The sequence below is a fragment of the Prauserella alba genome (genome assembly GCF_024171735.1).
GTDB classification, from domain to species: domain Bacteria; phylum Actinomycetota; class Actinomycetes; order Mycobacteriales; family Pseudonocardiaceae; genus Prauserella; species Prauserella alba.
The window spans coordinates 23391-46022 of record NZ_JAMTCH010000006.1 but is presented as its reverse complement, the minus strand read 5'-3'; the positions used below and the strand labels follow the sequence as shown (position 1 = coordinate 46022).

The following is a 22632-nucleotide window of genomic DNA, read 5'->3' as shown; positions in this document are numbered from 1 at the left end:
CGGGTTCAGATGGTGAAGGCCAGGTTGCGCACGATCCGCTCGCCGAGTTCCGTGTCGCCGGAGTACTCCACGTCGGACAGTCGGTCCTCCGCGGCGACGCGGCCACCGGCGAGCCGTGCGAACAAGCCCGCATCGAGTCGCAGCGTGGCGGTGGCCGGTCCCGGAAGCTCGGGCACCACGGCGGCCCTGCCGTCCACGGCCACGTGCACGCTGCGGCGCAGCGCTCCGGTGAACTCCAGCGTCACGCCGGCCCCGTCGGGCGCGGCCGCCCGTTTGCCGATGACGAAGCCCAGTGATTCGGCGAGTTCGTCGAACGCGTGCTCGACGCACGGGCCCGCCTCGTGGCCCGGCACGCCGACCGCGTCCCGGATGTCCTGCTCGTGCAGCCAGGTGTCGAAGATCCGGATGCGCATGAACCGGCCGTAGGTGCCCTTGCCCACCGGTGTCCAGGACGGTGCGTCGAAGTCGTCCTGCGTCATCGCCCGCAGCGCATCGCTACGGCGGGCGACGACGTCGCGGAAACGGTCGAGCATCCGCTGCGGGGTCGACTCCCGCATGGACCGCACCCAGCGTTCGTTGAACGCGGCGATCTCATTGTTGACGTGGGGCAGCTCGGTCACGTCGACGTCCGCCTCCGGCGCCTGCTCGCCGAGCAGGGACGCCTCGGTGCCGATGACGTGCGCGACGACGTCGCGCACGGTCCAGCCGGGCAGCGCGCTCGGTGCGTCCCATGCCGTCGCGGGCAGGGATGCGAGCAGCCCGTCCAGCGATTCCCACTGGGACGTGAGTGCCCCGGTGATCCTGTCCTTGTCGAAGCCGGTGGTCGTGGTCACGAGGTGGTCTCCCGTTCGTCTCCGAGTTCGATGATCTGTCCTCTGTCGACGCTGACCCAGTCCCTGCCCCGCAGGTACGGGGCCAGTGCGTCGGCGATGGCTCGTTCGTCGTGACCGGTCTTGGGGCGCTGCAACTCGTAGACGTGCGGGAACTCGAGCATGGCGGTGACGGCGTCCCAGAGCCGCACGGCGGCTGCGCCGGACGGCGGGTCGACCAGCACCGGGCCGAACAAGCATTGACCGTCGGGAAACAGCAGCGTGGGTACGCCGAAGCCGCCGGCGTCGAGTACGCGCTGATGGTCGGCCTTGATGTCGTCGTGGGTGGACGGATCCGCCAGCGCCTCGTCGAGCAGCGCGCCGTCCGCACCGATCTCGGTGAGCAGCCGCCGAGCCGTCGCCGGATCGTGGGGCTTGCCCGCGTCGAGGTGGAGCTCCCGGCCGACCCGCTCGTACCAGGCGTCGAGCAGTGCGGGGTCACGGCGGCGGAGCAGCGCGGCGACGCGCAGCTGCGACCAGCCGTACGACCACGACCGCTCCCACGGGTGTTTCTTGCCCTCGAACCGGTTGACCTCCTCCAGGCTGAAGAACCGCCAGTTGACGGTCAGTCCGGTGTGTGCGCGGACCTCCCGGATCCAGCGCGAGGTGTGGTAGGCGAACGGGCACATCGGATCGAAGTGGAAGTCCACCTCGGTGCAGGTCGTCATACGGCTCCTTCTCGCAGGTGCACGTCGATCAGCTCGTGCAGGCCGGTGGCGACATCGGCCGCGGAGTGGCCGCCCACCTTCGCCAGCAGGATCCGGCCCTGGGTGTGGGCGAGCAGCGAGTGCGCCAGCCGGTCGGGGTCGACCCCGTCGCGCAGTGCGCCGTCCTGATGCGCCCGGTGGCAGATCACCGCGAACTCACGTTCCCACCGTGCGAACGCCGAGGCCACGTGGTCGCGCAACGTGTCATCCACTGTGGACAGCTCGGCGGCGAGGTTGCCGAAGGGGCAGCCCACCACCCGGCCGAATCTCGACTCGAAGCGAGTCTGGATGGCCCCCACGGCATCGGCCACACCGTGAAGCCGTGCTGCCGCGGACGTTCCCGCGGCGGCTGCGAGCCGGTCGAGCAGCGCGTCGGTGTGCAGATCGACGACGGCTTTGGCGAGGTCGGCCTTCGAGGGGAAGAAGTGGTAGAAGCTGCCCTTGCGCACGTCGGCCGCGGCGCACACGTCGTCGACACTCACCGAGCCGTAGCTGCGGGACAACAGCAGGCGGGCCGATGCGCGAACGATCCGCTCGCGGGAGTCACCGGTGCGTCCCATGTCCGGGACCGTAGCGGTAGTTGACCGGTCGGTCAACGGATGATGGGGCGCCGGACGCGGTGTCGTCGTGCGCGGCGCGCAGCGGCGGATGCGGTGGTGCGGGTGGCCGGCCAGGCGGGTGGTTCAGTCGAGCAGGACGTAGCCGAGTTCGCGGCACACCCGGGCCAGTGGCACGTCCAGGCCCGGGTGGTCGAGACCGAGGAGGACGTCCGGTGACGCGGGCAGCGCCGAGCCCGCAGGGGGATCCCACAGGCACACCGCGGGCTCACCGCCGTCCATCGAGGAGCGATACCAGAGCCCGTCGAGGTCGGGCATCTCGGCGCGGATGGCGCGCGCCCACGCCTGGGTGACCTTCTTCGGTCCGCTGGAGATCTCCTGGGACGCGCCGACCCGCGTGGGCCACAGGCCGGACAGGTCGAGCAGGTGCAACGTGCGGGACGGCCGGACGACGACGAGGTGTGGCCCACGGGTCGTGCGGTCCACTGTGGACGTCGTTTGGAAGACCTCGGCGACGCTGGTCCGTACCGACAGTCCGAAGTAGAGGACGCCGTGGCCGGGTTGGTGTGCGGGTGTTTCCGCGGCGGGGTGTGGATCGAACCGCGCATGGGCGATCGGTCCGGTGTGGCGGAAGGTGTCCCAGCGCTGTGGGTGGTTGCCGCGCGCCGCGAACACGCGCACGAGGCGCGTGGCCGGATGGACCGCGACGATGTCCTCGTCCCGGCGGAGGTGTCCGCGGAGGGCCTCGCCCGGTGGAGGCAGGGGTAACCGTGCCATGACTGTGCCGACGTGCTCCTCGGTGCGCGGTCGGGGACTGCTGGTGCCGGACGCCGGGCGTCAGGCAGGCGTTCCGAGGGTAGCGGCCAGTTCGGCCACGCGTGCAGGGTCACCGCCCGCGAGCAGCCAGTCGCGGGGTGTCGCGGGCGTGTCGCTGATGAGCAGATCGGGCTGCGGGGTGGTCATGAACCCGGCGACCACCAGGGCGGGCTGGTCGTCGGGTACCGCACCCAGCACGACGTCGAGTCCGGGAACGGCGCCGTCGGCCGTGAACTGCCACGCCGGCAGTCGCCATCCGCCGTGTCCCTTCCAGCCGGTCAGGCGGTGCTGCTTGAGGCGGTGGCGGACACGGCTGTCGTCGACACCGAGTCGCGCCGCCGCATCGGTGACGGTCAGTGCCGAGTCGGCGAACACGGCCTGGGTGGCGACCGCGTTGGCGCGCGGGTCCGGTTCGGCCGCGCTCGCGGCCGACAGGTCGAGGCCGACGTCGGTGAGGGCGTCACGCTGTGCGGCCGTGAAGAAGTGCGCCGGGTCCGGGTCGCCAGGGGACAGGCGCCGTGCGGCCTGTTCGACGAGTGCCAGGAACTCGGTGGCGTCCACCTTGAGCCCGGTGCGGGCGAGTACGTCCTCCAGGGCTGTCGTCGCGCTGGTCATGCGCCCAGGATAGCACGCCCGTGCGCTTTCGTGCGCTCCGTGGCGGCGGCTGGACACAAATATTCCGACCCAGTTATATTACCCAGGTGGCAACTACGTTCGAAGTGCTGGCGGAGCCGCGCCGCCGCGAGATCCTTGACCTGCTGCGCGACCGCGAGCGCCTGGTCGGCGAGCTGGCAGGACGACTCGACCTGACACAGCCGGCCGTGTCGAAACACCTGAGGGTGCTGCGCGAGGCAGGCCTGGTCGGCGTGCGGCAGGACGCCCAGCGCCGGTGGTACCGACTGCGGCCGCAGCCTCTGGCCGAGGTCGACGCGTGGCTCGAGCCGTACCGCAGGCTGTGGTCCGACAGTCTCGACGCGCTGGAACGCCACCTCGACGCGATGCCGGATCACCCCGAGACCGAGGAGTAGACGTGACCGACACCCAACGGCGCACCGGCAGCGGCTGGCAGCTGCGGTTCGAGCGCCGGTACGCGCACCCGCCCGCCAAGGTGTGGCGAGCGCTCACCGACCCCGAGCACCTCAGTGCCTGGTACCCGTTCCCGGTGGCCGAACTCGACCTGCGGCTCGGCGGCCTCATCCGGTTCCGCGAACCGGACGGCACCCCGACCGACCTCCACGCCGAGATCACCGAGCTGGAGCCGCACCGCTGCCTGGCCTTCACCGAGTTCGACGAGGAGACCGGCGAGCACCGGCTGCGGCTGACACTGGAGCCGGACGGCACCGGCTGTGTGCTGACGTTCGAGCACACCTTCGCCGACAATCCGTGGGCCGAGCAGACCTTCACGGGCTGGCAAGGCTGCCTCGACGTGCTGGCCGCCACGGTGCGCCGGATCGATCTCGGCGTGCTCGACGACGTCGACGGTCACCCCGTGCTGCGATACGAACGCAGGTTGGCCCACTCCCCGGAACGCGTGTGGCGCGCGCTCACCGACCCGGCCGAGATGGCGAGGTGGTTCCCGGCCGGGGTCGAGGCCGTCCCCGAGGTCGGCGCACCGATGCGGTTCACCCCGGACATGCGCGGGGAGTTCGCGGAGGGCCGGGTCCTCGAATGCGACCCGCCCGCGGTCTACGCCTTCCGCTGGGCACGGTCGGTGCTGCGATTCGAGCTCGTGGCGGTGACGGGTGGCTGCCTGTTGCGGTTCAGCCACACGCTCAGCGGCACCGACACCACCGGCGACCGACCGTCGGTCGCACGGCAGGGCCCCGGCTGGGAACAGTGCCTCGACGGACTCGCCGCTGTGCTCGACGGCGCCGCGCCCCCGGAGCGCGACGGACGGTGGTTCCTGGGCCGCGCAGAGGCCTACCTGGAGGAGTACGGCCTCGCCGACGGCGCGTGCGCACGTGACGGGGACACGGTCGAGGTGCGTTTCGAGCGCGATCTGGTTCAAGGACCGGAGGTGGTCTGGTCCACGCTGACCGAGGGCGATCCGCCCGTCGTCGGCGCGGCGGCACCGATGCGCTTCACCCACGGCCACCTGGAATCGGGCGCGGTGACGGGTGTCGAACCGGGCAGGGCCGTCGACTACGCCGTGGCGGGCGGCGCGGTCCGGTTCGAACTACGTGACCAGGAGCCGATCGGCACCCGGCTCGTCGTCGCGCAGACGCTCCCTGCCGCCGCGGACACGGCCCTCGCGCTCGCGGCCTGGCACACGCACCTGGAGCTGTTGTTCGCCGCGCTGCACGGCGACGTGCGCTGCCCGTGGCCTGAGGAACGGACGGCGGAGCTGCGCCGCCGGTACGCCGAACGGGAAGGGCAGTCGGTCACGGCGGGGGAGTAGCCCCGCCCGCGCACCCGTTCGTGCGCCCGAGTGCGGGACCCGCGGTGGGCCGGTGGAGTTCGGTCGACCGGCCCACCGCGGGTTCTCGCGTCGTCAGGCGCCCACCTCGCGGAGGAGGATGTCGACGGCCTCGTCGTTGCGCTGGGTTTCCGGCGCGATGTCCTCGTCGTCGGGATAGAACCCGTCGAGGCCGAAGCCGTCGGCGGGGTACATCTCGAACGTGAAGCTCAGGATCCGGTGCTCGCCCCACATCCAGCCGTTGACGTCCCCGTCGGTGACGTAGAGATCACTCGACTGCTGCGGGGTGTAGCCGTTGCTGTTGGCCATCTCCCGGCCCACGTCCTGGAACCGCTGTGCCTGCTGCTCGGTCATGTCCTCGGTGACCTCGTCGGTGGTGTGCCCGAACGGCCACAGCACCAGTTCACCGTAGGTGTGGAAGTCGATGTGCCCGGCGAGTTGCTGCTCGCCGCCGACGACGCGGGAGTTCACGAAGTCCCGCACCGCCGCCGTCTCGGGTGCGGAGAAGCCCGCCTCACCGCGATAGGTCTCGGAACCGGGGTCACCGCTGGATCCGCCGCAGCAACCCCACTTGTAGCCCCAGTTGCGGTTCAGGTCGGTGCCCTTGCCCTGCCGGTTCTTCCGCCAGCCCTGGTATTGGCCGCCCTCGATGTCGTGTTCGGAACCGTCCGGGTTGACCGTCGGGATCACGTAGATCTCGCGGCTGTCGACGAAGTCGGTCACCGTCTGGTCGGTGCCGTAGCCGTCGGTGAAGCGCTCGACGATACGCAGGCACATCTCGGTGGTCAGGTGTTCGCGCGCGTGCTGGTTGCAGGTGAACAGCACCTCGGGCTCGTCGGAGTCCTGCGCCGCATCCGCACTGATCTTCATGAGCGGGATGGTGCGGCCCTCGTGGCTGCTCCCGACGTCCGAGAGCTGCGTGATGTCCGGGTGGTCGGTCGCCGCGTTCTCGAGCAGTGTGGTCAGTTCGGAGTAGGTGTGGAAGCCCTCGTCGCCCTCGGGGAACTCGTCCGCGGCGGCTCTCGCTGTGGAGGGTTCGGGATTGCGTTCGGCGAGCATCGCGTCGAAATCGCCGATCGTGGTGAGGTCGACCCCCGCGTCGCGCAACTGCGAGACCTGTGCCGGGCCGGCGACGACGGTGAGGGTGTCGCCGCGGGAGCCGAGGACGTCGACTCCGGACCGGGAGATCGCACCCCGGTCGGCCGCGTCGGGGGTGATCTCGTAGACGCCACGGTCGAGGGCGGCCGCCGCGCCCTCACCCGTCGCCGGGCCCTGGGCGCCGGCGGGTGCCGCCGCGGTGAGCAGTAACAACAGTCCGGTGGCCACGCTGAGTGTCCGACGTGTGATCCGCATGTGATCAGGCTGGTCGTGGACTCGCGGGCCGACAACCCACGGAAGTCGGACTTCGTTCCCAGGCGTCACCCGCACCCGCCGGTTGACTTCGAGCGAGCTGGAGGTTGCACGCTGGTCGCACCCGCACAGCACATCGCACCCGCACAGCACATCGGACACCCAGCACATCGGACAGGAGCGTCGATGACGGACACGGTCGGACGGGACACATTCGACAACGCCTACGCGGAGGGAACCGCAGGCTGGGTGATCGGCGAGCCCCAGCCCGAGCTTCTGACGCTGGAGCGGATGGGCAGGATCACGGGCCGGGTGCTCGACGCCGGTTGCGGCGCCGGGGAGCACACCATCCACCTCGCCGCGCGCGGTTACGACGTGCTCGGCATCGACTTCTCGGACGCGGCCGTGGAGCTCGCCCGCCGCAACGCAGCCGAACGCGGCGTGCAGGCCGCGTTCGACGTCGCCGACGCCGTGGCGCTCGGCGACGGCACGAGGGGTGGGGACCTCGGTGCCGCGTTCGACACCGTCGTCGACAGCGCTCTCTTCCACGTTTTCGGGGCCGCGGACCGGCGTCGCTACGCGGAGGCGCTGCACCGGGTCACGCGTCCCGGCTCGACGGTGCACGTTCTCGCGCTCGCCGAAACCGAGGACCCCGGTTCCGGTCCGAGGATCACTGACGCCGCGATCCGGGAGGCGTTCGCCGACGGCTGGACGATCGAGGAACTGGCGAGCTCCCGCTATCGCGCGATCGCGCACACGCAGGAGCACGCCGACGCACTCGGCGTCCGGCAGGGCGCTCCGGTGGACCTGCCCGCATGGCTGGCGCGCATCCACCGGGAGTGACACCCCGTCGCGGCCGACAGGGGCACCGCGGCACCGATCAGCCGCACCGACCTACCAGCCGCACGGACCGACGAGCCGCACGAACCGACCACCCGCCGGATGATCCGGCTTTGCAGGAGAGGTACAGCGATGACCGACACCGTGGCACAGCGCAACTTCGACGAGTCCTACACCGGGGGCGGCGCGCCCTGGGTGATCGACGAGCCGCAACCCGCGGTCGTGGAACTGGAACGGGCCGGCAGGATCGGTGGCAGGGTGCTCGACGCCGGGTGTGGAACCGGTGAGCACGCCGTGTTGCTCGCCGGCCGCGGATACGACGTGCTCGGCGTCGATTTCGCGCCGCACGCTGTGGAACGGGCAGCGGGGCTGGCCCGGTCCCGCGGGGTCGACGCCGCTTTCCGTGTCGCGGACGCGTTTGACCTGGACCGTGTGGTCGCCGACGTCGGCGACCTGTTCGACACGGTCGTCGACAGCGCCCTGTTCCACGTGTTCGAAGCCGGGGATCAGCGACGGTACGCCGATGTGCTGCACCGGATCACGCGCCCCGGCGGAGTGGTGCACGTGCTGGCACTCGCGGAGAGCGAGGAACCCGGTTTCGGGCCGAGGATCGGCGAGTCGGCGATCCGGGAGGCGTTCGCCGACGGCTGGACGGTCGAGGAGTTGACCCCGGACCGCTACCGTGCGGTCGCCCGGGGAGCCGACGCCGAGGCGCTCGGTGTCGCGCCCGGCACCGTCGTCGACCTCCCCGCGTGGCTGGCACGGCTGCGACACGACTGAGGTTGCCTGCCGAGGGCTCGCGGTTACGAAGGGGGTGCGCACCGGCGACGGTGCGCACCCCCTCGTCGTGACCGGCGGGACGTCGGTGTCGCCGGAACAGTCCATTGACTCACGAGTGGGTGACGCATAAGTTCTGGTCTGTATTTCGAACGACGTCCGAAATCTCGAACACACATCGGGGTGTGCTTGTGAAGGTCACCGGAATCAGTACGCACGTCGTCGGGACTCCGTGGCGGAACCTGACCTATGTGCTCGTCCACACCGATGACGGCCTGACGGGCGTCGGCGAGACGCGCATGTTGGGCCACACCGAGGCCTTGCTCGGTTATCTGCGTGAGGCCGAGCGCAACCACATCGCCGGGTCCGACCCGTTCGCGATCGAGGATCTGGTGCGCCGGATGAAGTACGGCGACTTCGGCAGGGCGGGCGAGATCGTCATGTCGGGCATCGCCTGCGTCGAGATGGCGTGCTGGGACATCAAGGGCAAGGCGCTCGGCGTTCCGGTGTGGCAGCTGCTGGGCGGCAAGGTCACCGACCGCGTGAAGGCCTACGCCAACGGCTGGTACACCACCGAACGGACGCCCGAGGCGTACCACGCCGCGGCGCGCACCGTCGTCGAACGCGGATACCGCGCCCTGAAGATCGACCCGTTCGGCACCGGCTATCTCGAACTCGACCACGACGCGACCAGCTACGCCGTCTCGCTCATCGAAGCCGTGCGCGACGCCATCGGCGACGAGTGCGAACTCATGCTCGAGATGCACGGCCGGTTCAGTCCCGCGACGGCGATCCGGCTGGCGAGGGAGCTCGCACCGTACAAACCCGCGTGGATCGAGGAACCCGTTCCGCCGGAGAACCTGAAGGCGCTGGAGAAGGTGGCGGGCAAGGTCGACGCGCCGATCGCCACCGGTGAGCGCATCCACGACCGCATCGAGTTCCGCGAACTGTTCGACTCGCAGGCCGTCGACATCCTGCAGCCGGACGTCGGGCACCTCGGCGGCATCGCGGAGACCCGCAAGCTCGCGGCCACCGCGGAAACCCACTACATGCTCGTCGCGCCGCACAACGTCGGCGGTTCGGTGCTGACCGCCGCCTCGCTGCAGCTGGCGGGATGCACCCCCAACTTCAAGATCCTCGAACACTTCAACGACTTCGCCGACGCGGAGATCACACATGTCGTCACGGGAGCGCCCCAGGTCGTCGACGGGTACTTCCGGCTGCCGGAGGAGCCGGGGCTCGGCGTCGAACTCGACACCGACGCCGCCGCCGAGTTCCCGAAACAGCGGGCGCATTTCGACCTGTGGGCCGAAGGCTGGGAGAAGCGCGATCCGACGGACTCGGCGTGACCGCCGTCGTCGTCGACGGGCCCGGCCGTTTCCGGTTGGCCGAGACCGCGCCGCGGGCGCCCGGCCAGGGCGAGGCGCTGGTGCGGGTGCACGCGTGCGGGCTGTGCGGCAGCGACCGGGAGCTGTTCCGCGGCACCCGGCCCGCCGAGTACGTGCGATACCCGGTCACCCCGGGCCACGAGTGGTCGGGCGTGGTCGAGACGGCCGGGGAGAGCGTCGAGCCGGCGTTGGTGGGCCGCAAGGTCGTCGGTGAGGGCTTCCGCAACTGCCAGACTTGTGCGCGGTGCCGCGACGGGGATCCGACGCTCTGCACGGCCGGCTACGACGAGACCGGCTTCACGCGTCAGGGAGCCATGGCCGACACGCTCACACTGCCGGCGCGGTTGCTGCACCCGTTGCCCGACGAGGCCGACCTGACCGCTGCCGCGCTGCTGGAACCGGCGGCGTGCAGCGCGGCGGCGGTGCTCGCCGCGGCGGCGACGGCAGGGGACAGGGTCGCCGTCGTCGGGGACGGAGCGTTGGGCCTGACCGCGCTGCAACTGCTCGCGGCGGGCTCGCCCGCCGAGCTGTTGCTGATCGGAGGTGGGCCCGAGCGTGCGGGGCTGGCGAAGGAACTCGGCGCGGACTCCTTCCTCGGCAAGGATGCGCTGGGCAGCGGTGGCCATCCGGACGCATCGCTGGCCGGCCGCTTCGACGTGGTGGTCGAGACAGCGGGAGCCCCGACGTCGGCGCACACGGCGGCCACACTCGTGCGCCGCGGCGGCAGGCTGGTCCTCACCGGCATTCCTGAAGCGGGTGCGACCGGTCTCGATCCGACCGATCTCGTCGTGCGGCGGCTTGACGTGCGCACCGTGTTCGGCGCACCGCCGCGCGCGTGGTCGTACGCCGTCCGCGCGTTCGCCACCGGACTGCTCCGCACCGCGCCCCTGATCACTCACCGCAGGTCGCTGGAGCAGTTCGCCGAGGCGGTCGAACTCGTCGGCTCCGGCGACCCGGCCGTCTGCAAGGTCCTGCTGACCCCCTGAATCCCTCGACGGGAAGGAGTCCCATGACAGCACCGGACCGATCCCAGCCGCCGCGAAGGCCGGGTGCGGCAGCGCTCGACCTCGTCGGTATGGGCGCGGCCCCACCGGATCCGGCGCACACATCGCCGCACACGTTCCCCGGCGGTGGGACGTGGCGCACCGAGATCCCCTCGGTGGAAGGGCCCGAGGCGCTCGCCACCGTGCTGAAGGAGGCGACGCGGCTGGACGTACCCGTGCACCGGATCAGCCAGGGCAGCGGTGTGTGGATGCTGACCGACGCCGAGATCACCGAGATGGTCGAGGCCTGTGCGGAGCGGGACGTCGAACTCTGCCTGTTCACCGGACCCCGCGGCACGTGGGACATCGGCGCCGCCACCCGGACCCCGTCGGGCGGCGGCGGGTTGCGGGCCCGCGGCCACGCGTCGGTGGCGGGCTGCGTCGAGGACGCACTGCGGGCCACCGAGCTCGGTGTGCGCTGCCTGCTCGTCGCCGACGAAGGGGTGCTGTGGACACTGCACCGGCTGCGCGAGACCGGTGCACTGCCCGCGGACACCGCGTTCAAGGTCTCGGCGCTCGTCGGACCGGTCAACCCCGCCGCGTACGCCGTGTGGGAGGGCCTCGGCGCCGACTCGGTGAACATCCCCTCCGACCTCGCGCTGGATCAGCTCACCGAGATCCGCCGCGTCTCGCGCGCGCCGATGGACCTGTACCTCGAGGCGCCGGACGATCTCGGCGGCTATGTGCGCATGTACGACACGGCCGAGTTCATCCGCCGCGGCGCACCGCTCTATCTGAAGTTCGGCCTCAGCAAAGCTCCCGGCATCTATCCGTACGGCGCACACTTGCGTGACGTGACCCTCGACACCGCTCGGGAGCGGGTGCGGCGCGGCCGGCTCGCGCTCGACCTGCTCGCCCGCCACGGCGCCGACGGGGACATGGCACCCCTCGGGTCCCGCGCACCGGGCGCGCTCCGGCGGTTCCCGACACCGGAAAGGAGTTGACCATGCGCAACCGCGTGGGGCGCGGCGCTCGCAGCGTGGCGAGGGCCGCGACCGCCGCCGTGGCCGCCGTCGCACTCGTCGCAGCCCTGGCGGCCTGCGGGCAGGAGGCCCGCGGCGGCAGCCGCTACCAACCGGAGGGCGGCAAGGGCTCGACCGTCGGCCTGGCCATGCCGACCAAATCGTCGGAACGCTGGATCGCCGACGGCCGGAACATGGCCGAGGAGTTCCGCAAGGCCGGGTACAAGACCGATCTCCAGTACGGCGACGACAAGGTGGAGAACCAGGTCGCCCAGATCGAGAACATGATCACCAAGGGGCACGAACTGCTGGTCGTGGCAGCCATCGACGGTTCTGCGCTGACGAACGTGCTGCAGCGCGCCGAGGACGCCGGCACCAAGGTGATCGCCTACGACCGGCTCCTCATGGGCACCGAGCACGTGGACGGCTACGCCTCGTTCGACAACGAGCGGGTCGGCCGGCTGCAGGGGCAGTACATCGTGGACGCACTGGGGCTCGACGACCGTCCGAACGAGACGTTCACCATCGAGCTGTTCGCCGGTTCGCCGGACGACAACAACACCCGCTACTTCTGGAACGGCGCCATGAGCGTGCTGCGGCCGTACCTGGAGAGCGGGCAGCTCGAGGTCCGCAGCGAGCAGACCCGGATGAACCAGGCCACGACGTTGCGCTGGGACGGTGGTACGGCCCAGAAGCGCATGGACGACCTGCTCAGCCGCCACTACGGCACCACCGACCTCGACGCGGTGCTCTCGCCGTACGACGGCATCTCCATCGGCGTGATCTCGGCGCTCAAGAGCGCCGGATACGGCGGCGAGGACCAGCCGTATCCCGTGGTCACCGGGCAGGACGCCGAACTCGCGTCGATCAAGTCGATCGTCGCGGGCCAGCAGACCCAGACCGTGTTCAAGGACACCCGCGAACTCGCCGACCAGGCGGTGCGGATGGGCGACGCGCTGCTGACCGGCGAGAAACCGGAGTTCAACAACACGACCGACTACGACAACGGCGTGAAGGTCGTGCCGTCCTACCTGCTCGACCCCGTCAGCATCGACGAGTCCAACGTGCAGCTGCTCGTCGACGAGGGCTACTACAAGGCGGGGCAGATCGAATGACGGCGACCGGCAGCGACACCACCACCACCACCACCGGCGGCGCGCGCGGCCGCGACGAGGCCGCGCCGGTGCTGGAGATGCGGGGCATCACGAAGACGTTCCCCGGCGTCACGGCTCTGGCCGGGGTCGACCTGGCCGTGCGGCCACGGGAGATCCACGCCGTGTGCGGTGAGAACGGGGCGGGCAAGTCGACCCTGATGAAGGTGCTGAGCGGCGTCCATCCGCACGGCAGCTACGACGGCGAGATCGAGTTCCGGGGCGAGCCGGTCGCGTTCCGCGACATCGCCGAGAGCGAGCGCCGCGGCATCGTCATCATCCATCAGGAACTGGCGCTCGTGCCGGAACTGTCGATCGCCGAGAACATCTTTCTCGGCAACGAACAGGCATCCAGGGGCATCATCAGCTGGGGTGCCACGCTGCGCGCGGCGGCGCGACTGCTGCGGCGGGTCGGGCTTCCGGACAACCCGCAGACCCGGGTGGGCGAACTGGGGGTGGGTAAACAACAGCTCGTCGAGATCGCCAAGGCACTGTCCAAAGAGGTGGCGCTGCTCATCCTGGACGAGCCGACGGCCGCGCTGAACGACGAGGACAGCCGGAACCTCCTGCAACTGATCCTGGATCTGCGGGACGAGGGCATCGCGTGCATCGCCATCTCGCACAAGCTGGAGGAGATCCGCAGGATCGCCGACTCCGTCACGATCCTGCGTGACGGGCGCAGCGTGGAGACACTGCGGGTGCGCGAGACGCCCGACGCCGCACCGGAACTGTCCGAGGACCGCATCATCCGCGGCATGGTCGGCCGCGATCTCGGCAGCCGGTTCCCCGAACGCCGCACCTACCGGGGCGCCGGTGCGGGACAGGTCGCGTTCGAGGTGTCGGGATGGACGGTTCGGCATCCGACCGAGCAGCGCACGGTCGTCGACGACGTCTCACTGACCGTGCACCGCGGTGAGATCGTCGGCATCGCCGGGCTGATGGGGGCGGGCCGGACCGAACTGGCCATGAACGTGTTCGGCCGCAGTTACGGCATCTACGACGGCGGAACCGTTGCTGTCAACGGGAATCCGGTCCGTACCCGGACGGTTCCCGAGGCGATCGCGCACGGCATCGCCTACGTCACCGAGGACCGCAAGACGTTCGGCCTGAACCTCATCGACACGGTGCACCGCAACATCTCGCTCACCTCGCTACCGGGGATGACCCGGCGCGGAGCCGTCGACGAGCACGAGGAACAACAGGTGGCCGAGCGTTACCGGCAGTCGATGAACATCAAGACCCCGACGGTGTTCGAACCGGTCGACCGGCTCAGCGGTGGCAACCAGCAGAAGGTCGTGCTCAGCAAGTGGATCCACGCCGACCCGGACGTGCTGATTCTCGACGAACCGACACGCGGCATCGACGTCGGCTCGAAGTTCGAGATCTACACCGTGGTCGAACGGCTCGCCGCGGAAGGCAAGGCCGTGCTGTTCATCTCGTCGGAACTTCCCGAACTGCTCGGCATGTGCGACCGCATCTACGCGATGTCGGCCGGCCGCCTGACCGGTGAGGTCGGCCGGGAGAACGCCACGCAGGAACTGCTCATGCGGTACATGACCGCGGACGCCGAACTGAAGGTCCCCACATGACCACGACACAAGACCGCACCCCCGACGCGCCTGCGCCGGATCACCTGCCCGAGGAACGGTCCACGGGCGCGATCCTGCTCGACGTCCTGCGCAACAATGTGCGCCAGTACGGCATGCTCATCGCGCTGGCGCTGATCGTCCTGCTGTTCCAGATCTGGACCGACGGCACGCTGTTGCTGCCCAACAACGTGTCGAACCTGGTGCAGCAGAACAGCTACATCCTGATCCTGGCGATCGGCATGATGGTCGTGATCATCGCCGGGCACATCGACCTGTCCGTCGGTTCGCTCGTCGCCTTCGTCGGCGCGATAGCGGCCGTCATGATGGTCGACTACAACCTGCCGTGGGTCGTGGCCCTCGTGCTGTCACTGGCCATCGGGGCGGTCGCAGGCGCATGGCAGGGATTCTGGATCGCCTACGTCGGCATCCCGTCGTTCATCGTGACACTGGCGGGGATGCTGCTCTTCCGCGGCGCGACGCAGATCGTCCTCGAAGGACAGTCGGTGGCCCCGTTCCCCGGAGGGTTCCAGCAGATCGCGCAAGGCTTCATCCCGGAGATGGGGCCCTACACGCAGTATCACAACCCCACGCTCGTGCTCGGCCTGCTTGCGGTCGTGGCGCTGGTGGTGCAGCAGGTGCGGGACCGCAGGCGCCAGCGGGCCCACGAACTCCCGGTGCTGCCTCCGGCGCTGTTCGGAGCGAAGTGTGCCGCGATGGCGGCCGCGGTCGTGGTCGTCACGCTCACGCTGGCCAGCTATCACGGGGTTCCGGTCGTACTGCTCATCCTGTGCGGGTTGGTGCTCGTGCTGGGCTATGTCATGCGCAACGCCGTCATCGGCAGGCACATCTACGCACTCGGCGGCAACAAGGCGGCGGCCAAGCTCTCCGGCGTGCGTGACAAGCGCGTGACGTTCCTCGTGTTCGTCAACATGGGTGTGCTGGCCGCCCTGGCAGGATGTGTGTACGCCGCGCGCCTCAACGCCGCCACTCCGCAGGCGGGGCTCATGTTCGAGCTGGAGGCGATCGCCGCGGCGTTCATCGGCGGCGCGTCGATGCGCGGGGGTGTCGGCACCGTCGTGGGCGCGGTGATCGGCGGACTGGTGCTGGGCGTGCTGAACAACGGCATGTCACTCGTCGGGATCGGCACCGACGTCCAGCAGGTGATCAAGGGACTCGTACTGCTGGCGGCCGTCGGCTTCGACGTGTGGAACAAGCGCCGAGCGACGACGACGTGACGGTCGGGCCTGGCCTCAGCCCGCGAACGCGGGTGGGGCCAGGCCCGCTCCGGCGTTGGGCAGCACGAACACCGAGCCCGCCCCGGGCGGTGGCCGTTCCTGATCCACCCGCGCCGTGGTGATGTACAGATCGGACAGCGCCGGCCCCGCGAACGCACACGCCGTCGGATGGCTGACGGGAAGCGGCACGGTCCGGTCGAGCCGCCCTTCGGGCGTGTAACGGCGCACGGCACCGCCCGACCACAACGCGACCCACACGCATCCGTCGGCGTCCACGCACAGTCCGTCGGGAAAACCCGCCCCCGCTTCGATGACGGCCAGCGGCTCGCGCCGGACCACCGAGTGGGCGCCGCTCACCTCGAACACGTCGATCCGCCGGGTGGGAGTGTCCACGTAGTACATCGCACGCCCGTCGGGGCTCCATCCGGTGCCGTTGCTCACCGTCACGTCCGTGAGCACGGCGACCGAGGAGCCGTCCGCGGCGAACCGGCTCAGGGTGCCGCCGCCGGGAGCCTCGTCGTAGCGCATCGTGCCCGCCCACAGTGCGCCGTCGGGAGCCACGGCGGCGTCGTTGCCGCGCCGGTCGGCGACGGGTTCGTGGTGCAGCCAGCGGAATCCGCCGTCAGGGTCGTAGAGGCCGATGCCCTCACGGAGGTTCACCACCAGTCCGCGTCCGCCCGCACGCGGTTTGGCCGCGCCCACGTGCTGGCCCGTCTCCAGCGTGCTCGTCGCACCCGTGACCGGATCGTAGGTGTGCACCCGCGAGGAGAGGATGTCGACCCAGACGAGCCGCTGCGCGTAGGCGTCCCACGTGGGCCCCTCACCGAGCAGCGCCGCCGCGGGGACGGCCACTTCGGGACGGTTCACGGGCGCCCCCGGTGGCCGAGCCGCGCCGAGAGGTCGGCGGCACCGTTGACCGCGAGTCGTTCCAGTTCGGGGGTGCGCTGCCGGTCCCAGCGGACCGTGGGCACGGAGATGCTCAGCGCGGCGACGACCGCGCCGGACGAGTCCCGGACCGGTGCGGCCACACAATGGACGTCCGGATTGGACTCACGGTCCTCGACGGCGATCCCGCGCGTGCGCATCTCGGCGAGGTGTTCGCGCAAGACGGTGGGGGAGGTGATGCTGTTGTCGGTCATCGCGGCCAGCGGCACGTCCGGCGGGATGCGTTCGTCGAGGGTCTCCCGGGGAAGCATGGCCAGCAGCATCTTGCCGACGGCCGTGCAGTGGGCGGGCAGCCTGCGGCCCGCCGCGGAGACCATACGCACGGCGTGAGTGCTGTCGACCTTCGCGATGTAGATGACGTCCGCGTCCTCGAGAATGGCCACGTGCACCGTCTCGTCGCAGGTCCGGGCGACCTCGGCGGCGACCTGCCTGCCTTCTGCCGCGAGGTCCAGCTGCTCGGCGTAGCGGCTGCCCAGCTGGTAGGTGCGCACGCCGAGGCGGTAGCCACCGGAGCGGTCGGGCGCCGGAACGAGGTAGCCGCGTGCGGTGAGCGTGCTGACCAGCTCGTGCACGGTGGTGCGCGGCAGCCCGAGCCTGCTGGTCATCTCGGGAGGGGACAGCACGGCGTCCCCGTCGAGGAACAGCTCGAGCACGTCGAGCGCCCTCGCGACGGCCGGAACCTGGCGTCCCATGACCTCCCCTGTGTTCGGTATGGCGGACGTCTGTCGAAATACCGAACACAGTTTACGGGGTGGACGGGCCGGGGGCCAGGGTCACGGCCCGTGGCAGCGGCCGCGCCGCGACGAAGGCGGCCGTCCGGCTCGGGCGGCCGCTGGCTCGGGCGGTCCGTCACGAGGACGATGAGGCCGCGCCGGCCGGGTCGCGGCTCACCAGCCCCGGTTGCGCCAATCCGCCAGCTTCGGGCGCTCGGCCCCGAGGGTGGAGTCGTCGCCGTGGCCCGGGTAGAACCACGTCTCGTCCGGCAGCTCGCCGAACACCCGCGACTCGACGTCGGCCAGCAGCGAGCGGAACTCCTCCTCGGAGTTCGTCTTGCCCACCCCGCCGGGGAACAGCGAGTCACCGGTGAACAGGTGCGGATGGCCCGACGGGTCGCGGTAGAGCAGCGCGATCGAGCCCGGGGTGTGCCCGCGCAGGTGGATGACCTCCAGGGTCGCGTCGCCGACCGAGAGCGTGTCCCCGTGCTCGACCAGGTGATCGGGCGGCACCGGAAGCGGGTCGGCGTCGGCGGGATGCGCCGCGGTGTAGGCCCCGTTGGCACCCGCCACCGCGCCGAGCGCCTGCCAGTGGTCGCCGTGCTGGTGCGTGGTGACGATCGTGCGCAGCGTCGGCCGGTCGTCGGCGTGGCCGATCAGGTCCGAGATGCGTTCGGGGTCGTTGGCGGCGTCGACCAGCAGCGCCTCGTTGGTCGCCCGGCACACCAGCAGGTAGACGTTGTTGTCCATGGGGCCGACCGACAGCTTCGTGATGGTCAGGGCCTCGAGCGTGCGGCGGGCGGCGTCCCCGCCCGGCTCGACGTGACCAGTGTAGGACTCGACGACGTTCACGTTGCACACCGTATTACGTGCCCGCGGTCCGAGGCGACCGGCACCGTCGCTACAGTCCCTGGTCCGGACCACGCTGCGCGGACCGGCGGGTCGCGAAGTCGGAGGGGGGAGCGACGTGACGGCAGCAGCGGACCGGCCTGCCACCACGAACAGGCGGATGAGCTGGGACGTCATCCGCGTCGTCGCGATCACGTTCGTCGTCGCCGGCCACGTCACGGGCGGAGCCGCGCTCATTCCGGACATCGAGCCGTACCCGGTGTCCCTGCGGCTCCCGTTCGGCACGTTCACGCTGCTGGTGCTGTCGGGCTATTTCATGGGCCCGACCCTGCGCAAGCTGCGTCCGGGGCGTTGGCTGCACTCGCGGCTGGCGCGCGTGCTGCCCGCCTACGTGGTGGCGATGCTGGTCACGTTCCTCGTACTGCGGATCGTCGCGCCGATCTTCAACGGTGAGCAGGACGGCCCGTGGTATCTGCCGGGGGCGGGCGATCTGGTGCGGAACCTGCTGCTCGTGCACGAGTGGACGGGAAACATGCATCGGCGGATCGACGCCTCGTACTGGACGCTGCCGGTGCAGGTCGCGGCGTTCACCGCGGCGGCGCTGCTGTGCTGGTACTGGCGGCGCCGATGGGCGCGGCGGTTCCGGCCCGCGGTCGCCGTGTGGGGTGTGATCGCCGTCTCGGCCGCCTCGCCGGTGCTGAGCGGAATCGCCCTGGTCGTGCCGACCGCCACGGGACTGTACTTCGCGCACCTGTTCGCGGCCGGTGCCGCGATCTGGTTGTGGTCGCAGCGCCGCATCGCCGGGCCGAACCTCGCGGCCGTGCTCGCTGCCGTCCTCGGGCTTCAGCTGTTCCGGTCGAGCGAGCCGCAGTGGCTGATCGTCACCTGTCTCGGGGCGATGCTCGGGCTGATGTGCCTGGCGGCGCGCGGCCCCGACTGGGGCCGGGTGCTGGGGTGGTTGCGGAGGCCCTTCTCGTGGCTGGCGGGGATCAGCTTCGGGATCTACCTCGTGCACCAGAAGCTCGGCTACGTCGTCGCGCGGGTGCTCAGCGGCATGGAGATCGAGCCGTGGTGGCTCCGCATGGGCCTGGTACTGGCGGTGATCGTGCTGGCCGCGTGGGCGCTGACGGTTCTCGTGGAACGTCCGCTGTACCGGCTGCTGGGCCCGTCGGCACGGCCCGCGCCCGCCGTCGGCGCTCGCGACACCGCTGGGGTGCGTGACACCTTCGGGGTGCGGCCCTCCGAGGTCACCGGCGATGCCACCGGAACGGGCGGCCGAAACCCGGCGCCGACCGGCGACGGAGGGCACGGCGCACCCGACGACACACCTGGTGACGAGGCGCTGCGCACCCGCGGCTGAGTGCGCCTGGTGACGGCGCCGCCGATTCTGTCGGGGGTGCGACCTAGCATGGAGAGCGCCGGGGCCCGCCGTCTGCTCGCCCCGTGCCCGACCTCGCGTCACGCGGACCCGGTCGTCGCCGGGGTCCGCACCGCCATGCACCAGTGAAGGGACCATCGCCGGTGGCTGACAGTCTTGTAATCCGCGGCGCCCGCGAGCACAACCTGCGCGGGATCGACATCGACCTGCCGCGCGACAGCCTCATCGTGTTCACGGGACTGTCCGGATCGGGCAAGTCGAGCCTGGCTTTCGACACGATCTTCGCGGAAGGACAGCGGCGCTACGTCGAATCGCTGTCGGCCTACGCACGGCAGTTCCTCGGGCAGATGGACAAGCCCGACGTCGACTTCATCGAGGGTCTCTCGCCCGCGGTGTCGATCGACCAGAAGTCCACCTCGCGGAACCCGCGGTCGACGGTCGGCACGATCACCGAGGTCTACGACTACCTGCGGCTGCTGTACGCGCGGGCGGGCAAGGCGCACTGCCCACAGTGCGGCGAGGCGATCAGCAAGCAGACCCCGCAGCAGATCGTCGATCAGGTGCTGGACATGGAGGCCGACGTGCGGTTCCAGGTCCTCGCGCCGGTGGTCCGCGGTCGCAAGGGCGAGTACGTCGACCTGTTCTCCAACCTCCAGCAGCAGGGCTACGCGCGGGCCCGCGTGGACGGCACCGTGTACTCGCTGACCGAGCCGCCGAAGCTGAAGAAGCAGGAGAAGCACGACATCGGCGTCGTCGTGGACCGGCTCAAGGTCAAGCCGAGTGCCAAGCAGCGGCTCACCGACTCGATCGAGACCGCGCTGCGCCTGGCCGACGGGCTCGTCGAGCTGGAGTTCGTCGATCTGCCGGAGGACGATCCGCACCGCATCCGCGGCTTCTCCGAGAACCTGGCCTGCCCGAACGGGCACGCCCTGACCGTCGAGGACCTCGAACCCCGGTCGTTCTCGTTCAACTCGCCCTACGGCGCCTGCCCCGACTGCACGGGCATCGGCGTTCGCAAGGAGGTCGACCCGGAGCTGATCGTCCCGGACGAGGATCTCCCGCTCGGCGACGGCGCCGTCCAGCCGTGGAGCGGCGGGCAGAGCGCCGACTACTTCGAACGGCTGCTGACGTCGCTGTCGGAGGCGATGGGCTTCCGCATGGACACACCGTGGCGCAAACTGCCCGCCAAGGTGCAGAAGGCGGTGCTCTACGGCGTCGACGAACAGGTCCACGTGCAGTACCGCAACCGGTACGGCAGGCGGCGCAGCTACTACGCGAACTTCGAGGGCGTCATCCCGTTCCTCGAACGGCGGCACGAACAGACCGAGTCCGAGCACACGCGGGAGCGGTACGAGGGCTACATGCGTGAGGTGCCCTGCCCGTCCTGCCAGGGCACCCGCCTCAAACCGGAGATCCTCGCCGTCACCCTCGAGCACGGAGACCACGGCGAGCGGTCGATCGCCGACGTCTGCGCCCTGTCGGTGTCCGAGGCCTCCGAGTTCCTCGACGGGCTCGTGCTCGGCGAGCGGCAGGCGATGATCGCCGGAGCCGTCCTGAAGGAGATCCAGGCCCGGCTGCACTTCCTGCTCGACGTCGGCCTCGACTACCTCTCACTCGACCGCGGCGCGGGCACCCTGTCCGGCGGCGAGGCCCAGCGCATCCGGCTGGCCACGCAGATCGGCTCCGGTCTCGTCGGCGTGCTGTACGTGCTGGACGAGCCGTCCATCGGCCTGCACCAGCGCGACAACCAGCGGTTGATCGACACGCTCAGCCGGCTGCGCGACCTCGGCAACACGCTCATCGTCGTCGAGCACGACGAGGACACCATCAAGGCCAGTGACTGGGTCGTCGACATCGGCCCCGGCGCGGGCGAGCACGGCGGGCAGGTCGTGCACAGCGGGCCGTACTCGAAGCTCGTGAAGAGCAAGAAGTCCGTCACCGGGGACTACCTGGCGGGCCGCAAGGAGATCCCGGTGCCGGACATCCGGCGGCCGGTCAACAAGAAGCGCCAGGTGACGGTCGTGGGCGCCCGCGAACACAACCTGCGGGGCATCGACGTGTCGTTCCCACTCGGCACGATGATCTCGGTGACGGGGGTGTCCGGTTCCGGCAAGTCGACGCTCGTGAACGAGATCCTCGCGACCGTGCTGGCGAACAAGCTCAACAACGCCCGCCAGGTTCCGGGCAGGCACACCCGGGTCAACGGGCTGGCGAACGTGGACAAGCTCGTGCGCGTGGACCAGTCGCCCATCGGCCGTACCCCGCGGTCCAACCCGGCGACGTACACGGGCGTGTGGGACCGGCTGCGCAAGCTGTTCGCCGAGACGACCGAGGCCAAGGTGCGTGGCTACCAGGCGGGCCGGTTCTCGTTCAACGTCAAGGGCGGCCGCTGCGAGGCGTGTGCGGGCGACGGCACGCTGAAGATCGAGATGAACTTCCTGCCGGACGTCTACGTCCCGTGTGAGGTGTGCAAGGGCGCCAGGTACAACCGCGAGACCCTCGAAGTGCACTACAAGGGCAAGACGGTGGCGGAGGTCCTCGACATGCCGATCGAGGAGGCCGCGGAGTTCTTCGAACCGATCAAGCCCATCCACCGGTACCTGTCGACACTGGTCGACGTCGGGTTGGGATACGTGCGCCTCGGCCAGCCTGCGCCGACGCTGTCGGGCGGTGAGGCCCAGCGCGTCAAGCTCGCCAGCGAACTGCAGAAGCGTTCCACCGGCCAGACGGTCTACATCCTCGACGAGCCGACGACGGGGCTGCACTTCGAGGACATCCGCCGGTTGCTCGACGTGGTGCAGGGCCTGGTCGACAAGGGCAACACGGTGATCGTCATCGAGCACAACCTCGACGTCATCAAGACCTCGGACTGGGTCATCGACATGGGTCCCGAAGGCGGCAACGGCGGCGGCACCGTCGTCGCGGAGGGCACGCCCGAGGACGTGGCGGGCGACCCGGACAGCTACACGGGCCGGTTCCTCAAGCAGTCCCTCGACGGCTGACGGCCTGCGGTACATCCCGGCCCCGGCCGCTCGTCGGCGGACACG

At 70.3% G+C, this 22632-nt stretch carries 21 protein-coding genes; 12 read left to right on the top strand and 9 right to left on the bottom strand.

Going from position 1 to position 22632, the window contains the following annotated elements; all coding sequences use genetic code 11:
• Positions 1 to 5: 5 nt before the first annotated feature.
• The 5 genes from LY12_RS20215 to LY12_RS20195 all read right to left on the bottom strand — a co-directional run bounded on the left by LY12_RS20215 (position 6) and on the right by LY12_RS20195 (position 3564).
• Positions 6 to 833 (bottom strand): maleylpyruvate isomerase family mycothiol-dependent enzyme, encoded by an 828-nt coding sequence (locus LY12_RS20215; protein WP_253858973.1) that lies wholly within the window; start codon positions 831 to 833, stop codon positions 6 to 8.
• Positions 830 to 1537 (bottom strand): mycothiol-dependent nitroreductase Rv2466c family protein, encoded by a 708-nt coding sequence (locus LY12_RS20210; RefSeq protein ID WP_253858972.1) that lies wholly within the window; start codon positions 1535 to 1537, stop codon positions 830 to 832. Before LY12_RS20210 ends, LY12_RS20215 begins: the two co-directional genes overlap by 4 nt.
• Positions 1534 to 2136: a TetR/AcrR family transcriptional regulator gene (locus LY12_RS20205; protein ID WP_253858971.1), complete on the bottom strand. Its 603-nt coding sequence runs from the start codon at positions 2134 to 2136 to the stop codon at positions 1534 to 1536. Before LY12_RS20205 ends, LY12_RS20210 begins: the two co-directional genes overlap by 4 nt.
• Before the next feature lie 123 nt (positions 2137 to 2259).
• The gene (locus LY12_RS20200; protein WP_253858970.1) at positions 2260 to 2910 is read right to left on the bottom strand and encodes an RES family NAD+ phosphorylase; all 651 of its coding nucleotides are present in this window, start codon (positions 2908 to 2910) and stop codon (positions 2260 to 2262) included.
• Between the two features lie 60 nt (positions 2911 to 2970).
• Positions 2971 to 3564 carry a helix-turn-helix domain-containing protein gene (locus tag LY12_RS20195; protein ID WP_253858969.1) on the bottom strand — a complete coding sequence of 198 codons (594 nt, stop codon included), beginning with the start codon at positions 3562 to 3564 and terminating at the stop codon, positions 2971 to 2973.
• Between the two features lie 86 nt (positions 3565 to 3650).
• Here LY12_RS20195 and LY12_RS20190 point away from each other — a divergent pair, with 86 nt between their 5' ends.
• On the top strand, positions 3651 to 3977 hold the full coding sequence (locus LY12_RS20190; RefSeq protein WP_253858968.1) for an ArsR/SmtB family transcription factor: 327 nt from the start codon (positions 3651 to 3653) through the stop codon (positions 3975 to 3977).
• A 2-nt stretch (positions 3978 to 3979) separates the two neighbouring features.
• Positions 3980 to 5347 carry an SRPBCC family protein gene (locus LY12_RS20185; RefSeq protein ID WP_253858967.1) on the top strand — a complete coding sequence of 456 codons (1368 nt, stop codon included), beginning with the start codon at positions 3980 to 3982 and terminating at the stop codon, positions 5345 to 5347.
• 93 nt (positions 5348 to 5440) lie between these two features.
• On the opposite strand, the gene LY12_RS20180 is transcribed toward LY12_RS20185, so the two are convergent.
• Complete coding sequence (locus LY12_RS20180; protein ID WP_253858966.1) at positions 5441 to 6718, bottom strand: M14 family metallopeptidase; 1278 nt, start codon at positions 6716 to 6718, stop codon at positions 5441 to 5443.
• A 183-nt stretch (positions 6719 to 6901) separates the two neighbouring features.
• On the opposite strand from LY12_RS20180, the gene LY12_RS20175 reads away from it, so the two are divergent.
• The 8 genes from LY12_RS20175 (at position 6902) to mmsB (ending at position 15700) form a co-directional block, all read left to right on the top strand.
• Positions 6902 to 7558 carry a class I SAM-dependent methyltransferase gene (locus LY12_RS20175; RefSeq protein ID WP_253858965.1) on the top strand — a complete coding sequence of 219 codons (657 nt, stop codon included), beginning with the start codon at positions 6902 to 6904 and terminating at the stop codon, positions 7556 to 7558.
• A 129-nt stretch (positions 7559 to 7687) separates the two neighbouring features.
• Positions 7688 to 8335 carry a class I SAM-dependent methyltransferase gene (locus LY12_RS20170; protein ID WP_253858964.1) on the top strand — a complete coding sequence of 216 codons (648 nt, stop codon included), beginning with the start codon at positions 7688 to 7690 and terminating at the stop codon, positions 8333 to 8335.
• Positions 8336 to 8523: 188 nt separating this feature from the next.
• A complete protein-coding gene (locus LY12_RS20165; protein WP_253858963.1) occupies positions 8524 to 9681 on the top strand; it encodes a mandelate racemase/muconate lactonizing enzyme family protein in 1158 nt (385 codons plus the stop codon).
• Positions 9678 to 10706 (top strand): zinc-dependent alcohol dehydrogenase, encoded by a 1029-nt coding sequence (locus LY12_RS20160; RefSeq protein ID WP_253858962.1) that lies wholly within the window; start codon positions 9678 to 9680, stop codon positions 10704 to 10706. Before LY12_RS20165 ends, LY12_RS20160 begins: the two co-directional genes overlap by 4 nt.
• Before the next feature lie 23 nt (positions 10707 to 10729).
• Positions 10730 to 11707 (top strand): hypothetical protein, encoded by a 978-nt coding sequence (locus tag LY12_RS20155; RefSeq protein ID WP_253858961.1) that lies wholly within the window; start codon positions 10730 to 10732, stop codon positions 11705 to 11707.
• Between the two features lie 2 nt (positions 11708 to 11709).
• Positions 11710 to 12840 (top strand): multiple monosaccharide ABC transporter substrate-binding protein, encoded by a 1131-nt coding sequence (gene chvE, locus LY12_RS20150; RefSeq protein ID WP_253858960.1) that lies wholly within the window; start codon positions 11710 to 11712, stop codon positions 12838 to 12840.
• A 77-nt stretch (positions 12841 to 12917) separates the two neighbouring features.
• Complete coding sequence (locus tag LY12_RS20145; protein WP_253859328.1) at positions 12918 to 14465, top strand: ATP-binding cassette domain-containing protein; 1548 nt, start codon at positions 12918 to 12920, stop codon at positions 14463 to 14465.
• Positions 14462 to 15700 (top strand): multiple monosaccharide ABC transporter permease, encoded by a 1239-nt coding sequence (mmsB, locus tag LY12_RS20140; protein WP_253858959.1) that lies wholly within the window; start codon positions 14462 to 14464, stop codon positions 15698 to 15700. Before LY12_RS20145 ends, mmsB begins: the two co-directional genes overlap by 4 nt.
• A gap of 15 nt (positions 15701 to 15715) precedes the next feature.
• Here the strand turns inward: mmsB and LY12_RS20135 are convergent, their stop codons facing one another.
• The 3 genes from LY12_RS20135 to LY12_RS20125 all read right to left on the bottom strand — a co-directional run bounded on the left by LY12_RS20135 (position 15716) and on the right by LY12_RS20125 (position 18210).
• The gene (locus LY12_RS20135) at positions 15716 to 16567 is read right to left on the bottom strand and encodes an SMP-30/gluconolactonase/LRE family protein (RefSeq protein ID WP_253858958.1); all 852 of its coding nucleotides are present in this window, start codon (positions 16565 to 16567) and stop codon (positions 15716 to 15718) included.
• Positions 16564 to 17337 carry an IclR family transcriptional regulator gene (locus LY12_RS20130; protein ID WP_253858957.1) on the bottom strand — a complete coding sequence of 258 codons (774 nt, stop codon included), beginning with the start codon at positions 17335 to 17337 and terminating at the stop codon, positions 16564 to 16566. Before LY12_RS20130 ends, LY12_RS20135 begins: the two co-directional genes overlap by 4 nt.
• Before the next feature lie 195 nt (positions 17338 to 17532).
• A complete protein-coding gene (locus LY12_RS20125; protein WP_253858956.1) occupies positions 17533 to 18210 on the bottom strand; it encodes an MBL fold metallo-hydrolase in 678 nt (225 codons plus the stop codon).
• A gap of 115 nt (positions 18211 to 18325) precedes the next feature.
• On the opposite strand from LY12_RS20125, the gene LY12_RS20120 reads away from it, so the two are divergent.
• Positions 18326 to 19567 (top strand): acyltransferase family protein, encoded by a 1242-nt coding sequence (locus LY12_RS20120; RefSeq protein ID WP_253858955.1) that lies wholly within the window; start codon positions 18326 to 18328, stop codon positions 19565 to 19567.
• 161 nt (positions 19568 to 19728) lie between these two features.
• On the top strand, positions 19729 to 22587 hold the full coding sequence (uvrA, locus tag LY12_RS20115; protein WP_253858954.1) for an excinuclease ABC subunit UvrA: 2859 nt from the start codon (positions 19729 to 19731) through the stop codon (positions 22585 to 22587).
• Positions 22588 to 22632 lie beyond the last annotated feature (45 nt).

What these genes read in the sequence shown, in the direction of transcription:
- LY12_RS20210 (WP_253858972.1), bottom strand. Translation starts at nt 1,537, where the DNA reads ATGACGACCTGCACCGAGGTGGACTTCCACTTCGATCCGATGTGCCCG.
- LY12_RS20205 (WP_253858971.1), bottom strand. Translation starts at nt 2,136, where the DNA reads ATGGGACGCACCGGTGACTCCCGCGAGCGGATCGTTCGCGCATCGGCC.
- LY12_RS20200 (WP_253858970.1), bottom strand. Translation starts at nt 2,910, where the DNA reads ATGGCACGGTTACCCCTGCCTCCACCGGGCGAGGCCCTCCGCGGACAC.
- LY12_RS20195 (WP_253858969.1), bottom strand. Translation starts at nt 3,564, where the DNA reads ATGACCAGCGCGACGACAGCCCTGGAGGACGTACTCGCCCGCACCGGG.
- LY12_RS20180 (WP_253858966.1), bottom strand. Translation starts at nt 6,718, where the DNA reads ATGCGGATCACACGTCGGACACTCAGCGTGGCCACCGGACTGTTGTTA.
- LY12_RS20175 (WP_253858965.1), top strand. Translation starts at nt 6,902, where the DNA reads ATGACGGACACGGTCGGACGGGACACATTCGACAACGCCTACGCGGAG.
- LY12_RS20170 (WP_253858964.1), top strand. Translation starts at nt 7,688, where the DNA reads ATGACCGACACCGTGGCACAGCGCAACTTCGACGAGTCCTACACCGGG.
- LY12_RS20155 (WP_253858961.1), top strand. Translation starts at nt 10,730, where the DNA reads ATGACAGCACCGGACCGATCCCAGCCGCCGCGAAGGCCGGGTGCGGCA.
- chvE (WP_253858960.1), top strand. Translation starts at nt 11,710, where the DNA reads ATGCGCAACCGCGTGGGGCGCGGCGCTCGCAGCGTGGCGAGGGCCGCG.
- LY12_RS20145 (WP_253859328.1), top strand. Translation starts at nt 12,918, where the DNA reads ATGCGGGGCATCACGAAGACGTTCCCCGGCGTCACGGCTCTGGCCGGG.
- mmsB (WP_253858959.1), top strand. Translation starts at nt 14,462, where the DNA reads ATGACCACGACACAAGACCGCACCCCCGACGCGCCTGCGCCGGATCAC.
- LY12_RS20130 (WP_253858957.1), bottom strand. Translation starts at nt 17,337, where the DNA reads ATGGGACGCCAGGTTCCGGCCGTCGCGAGGGCGCTCGACGTGCTCGAG.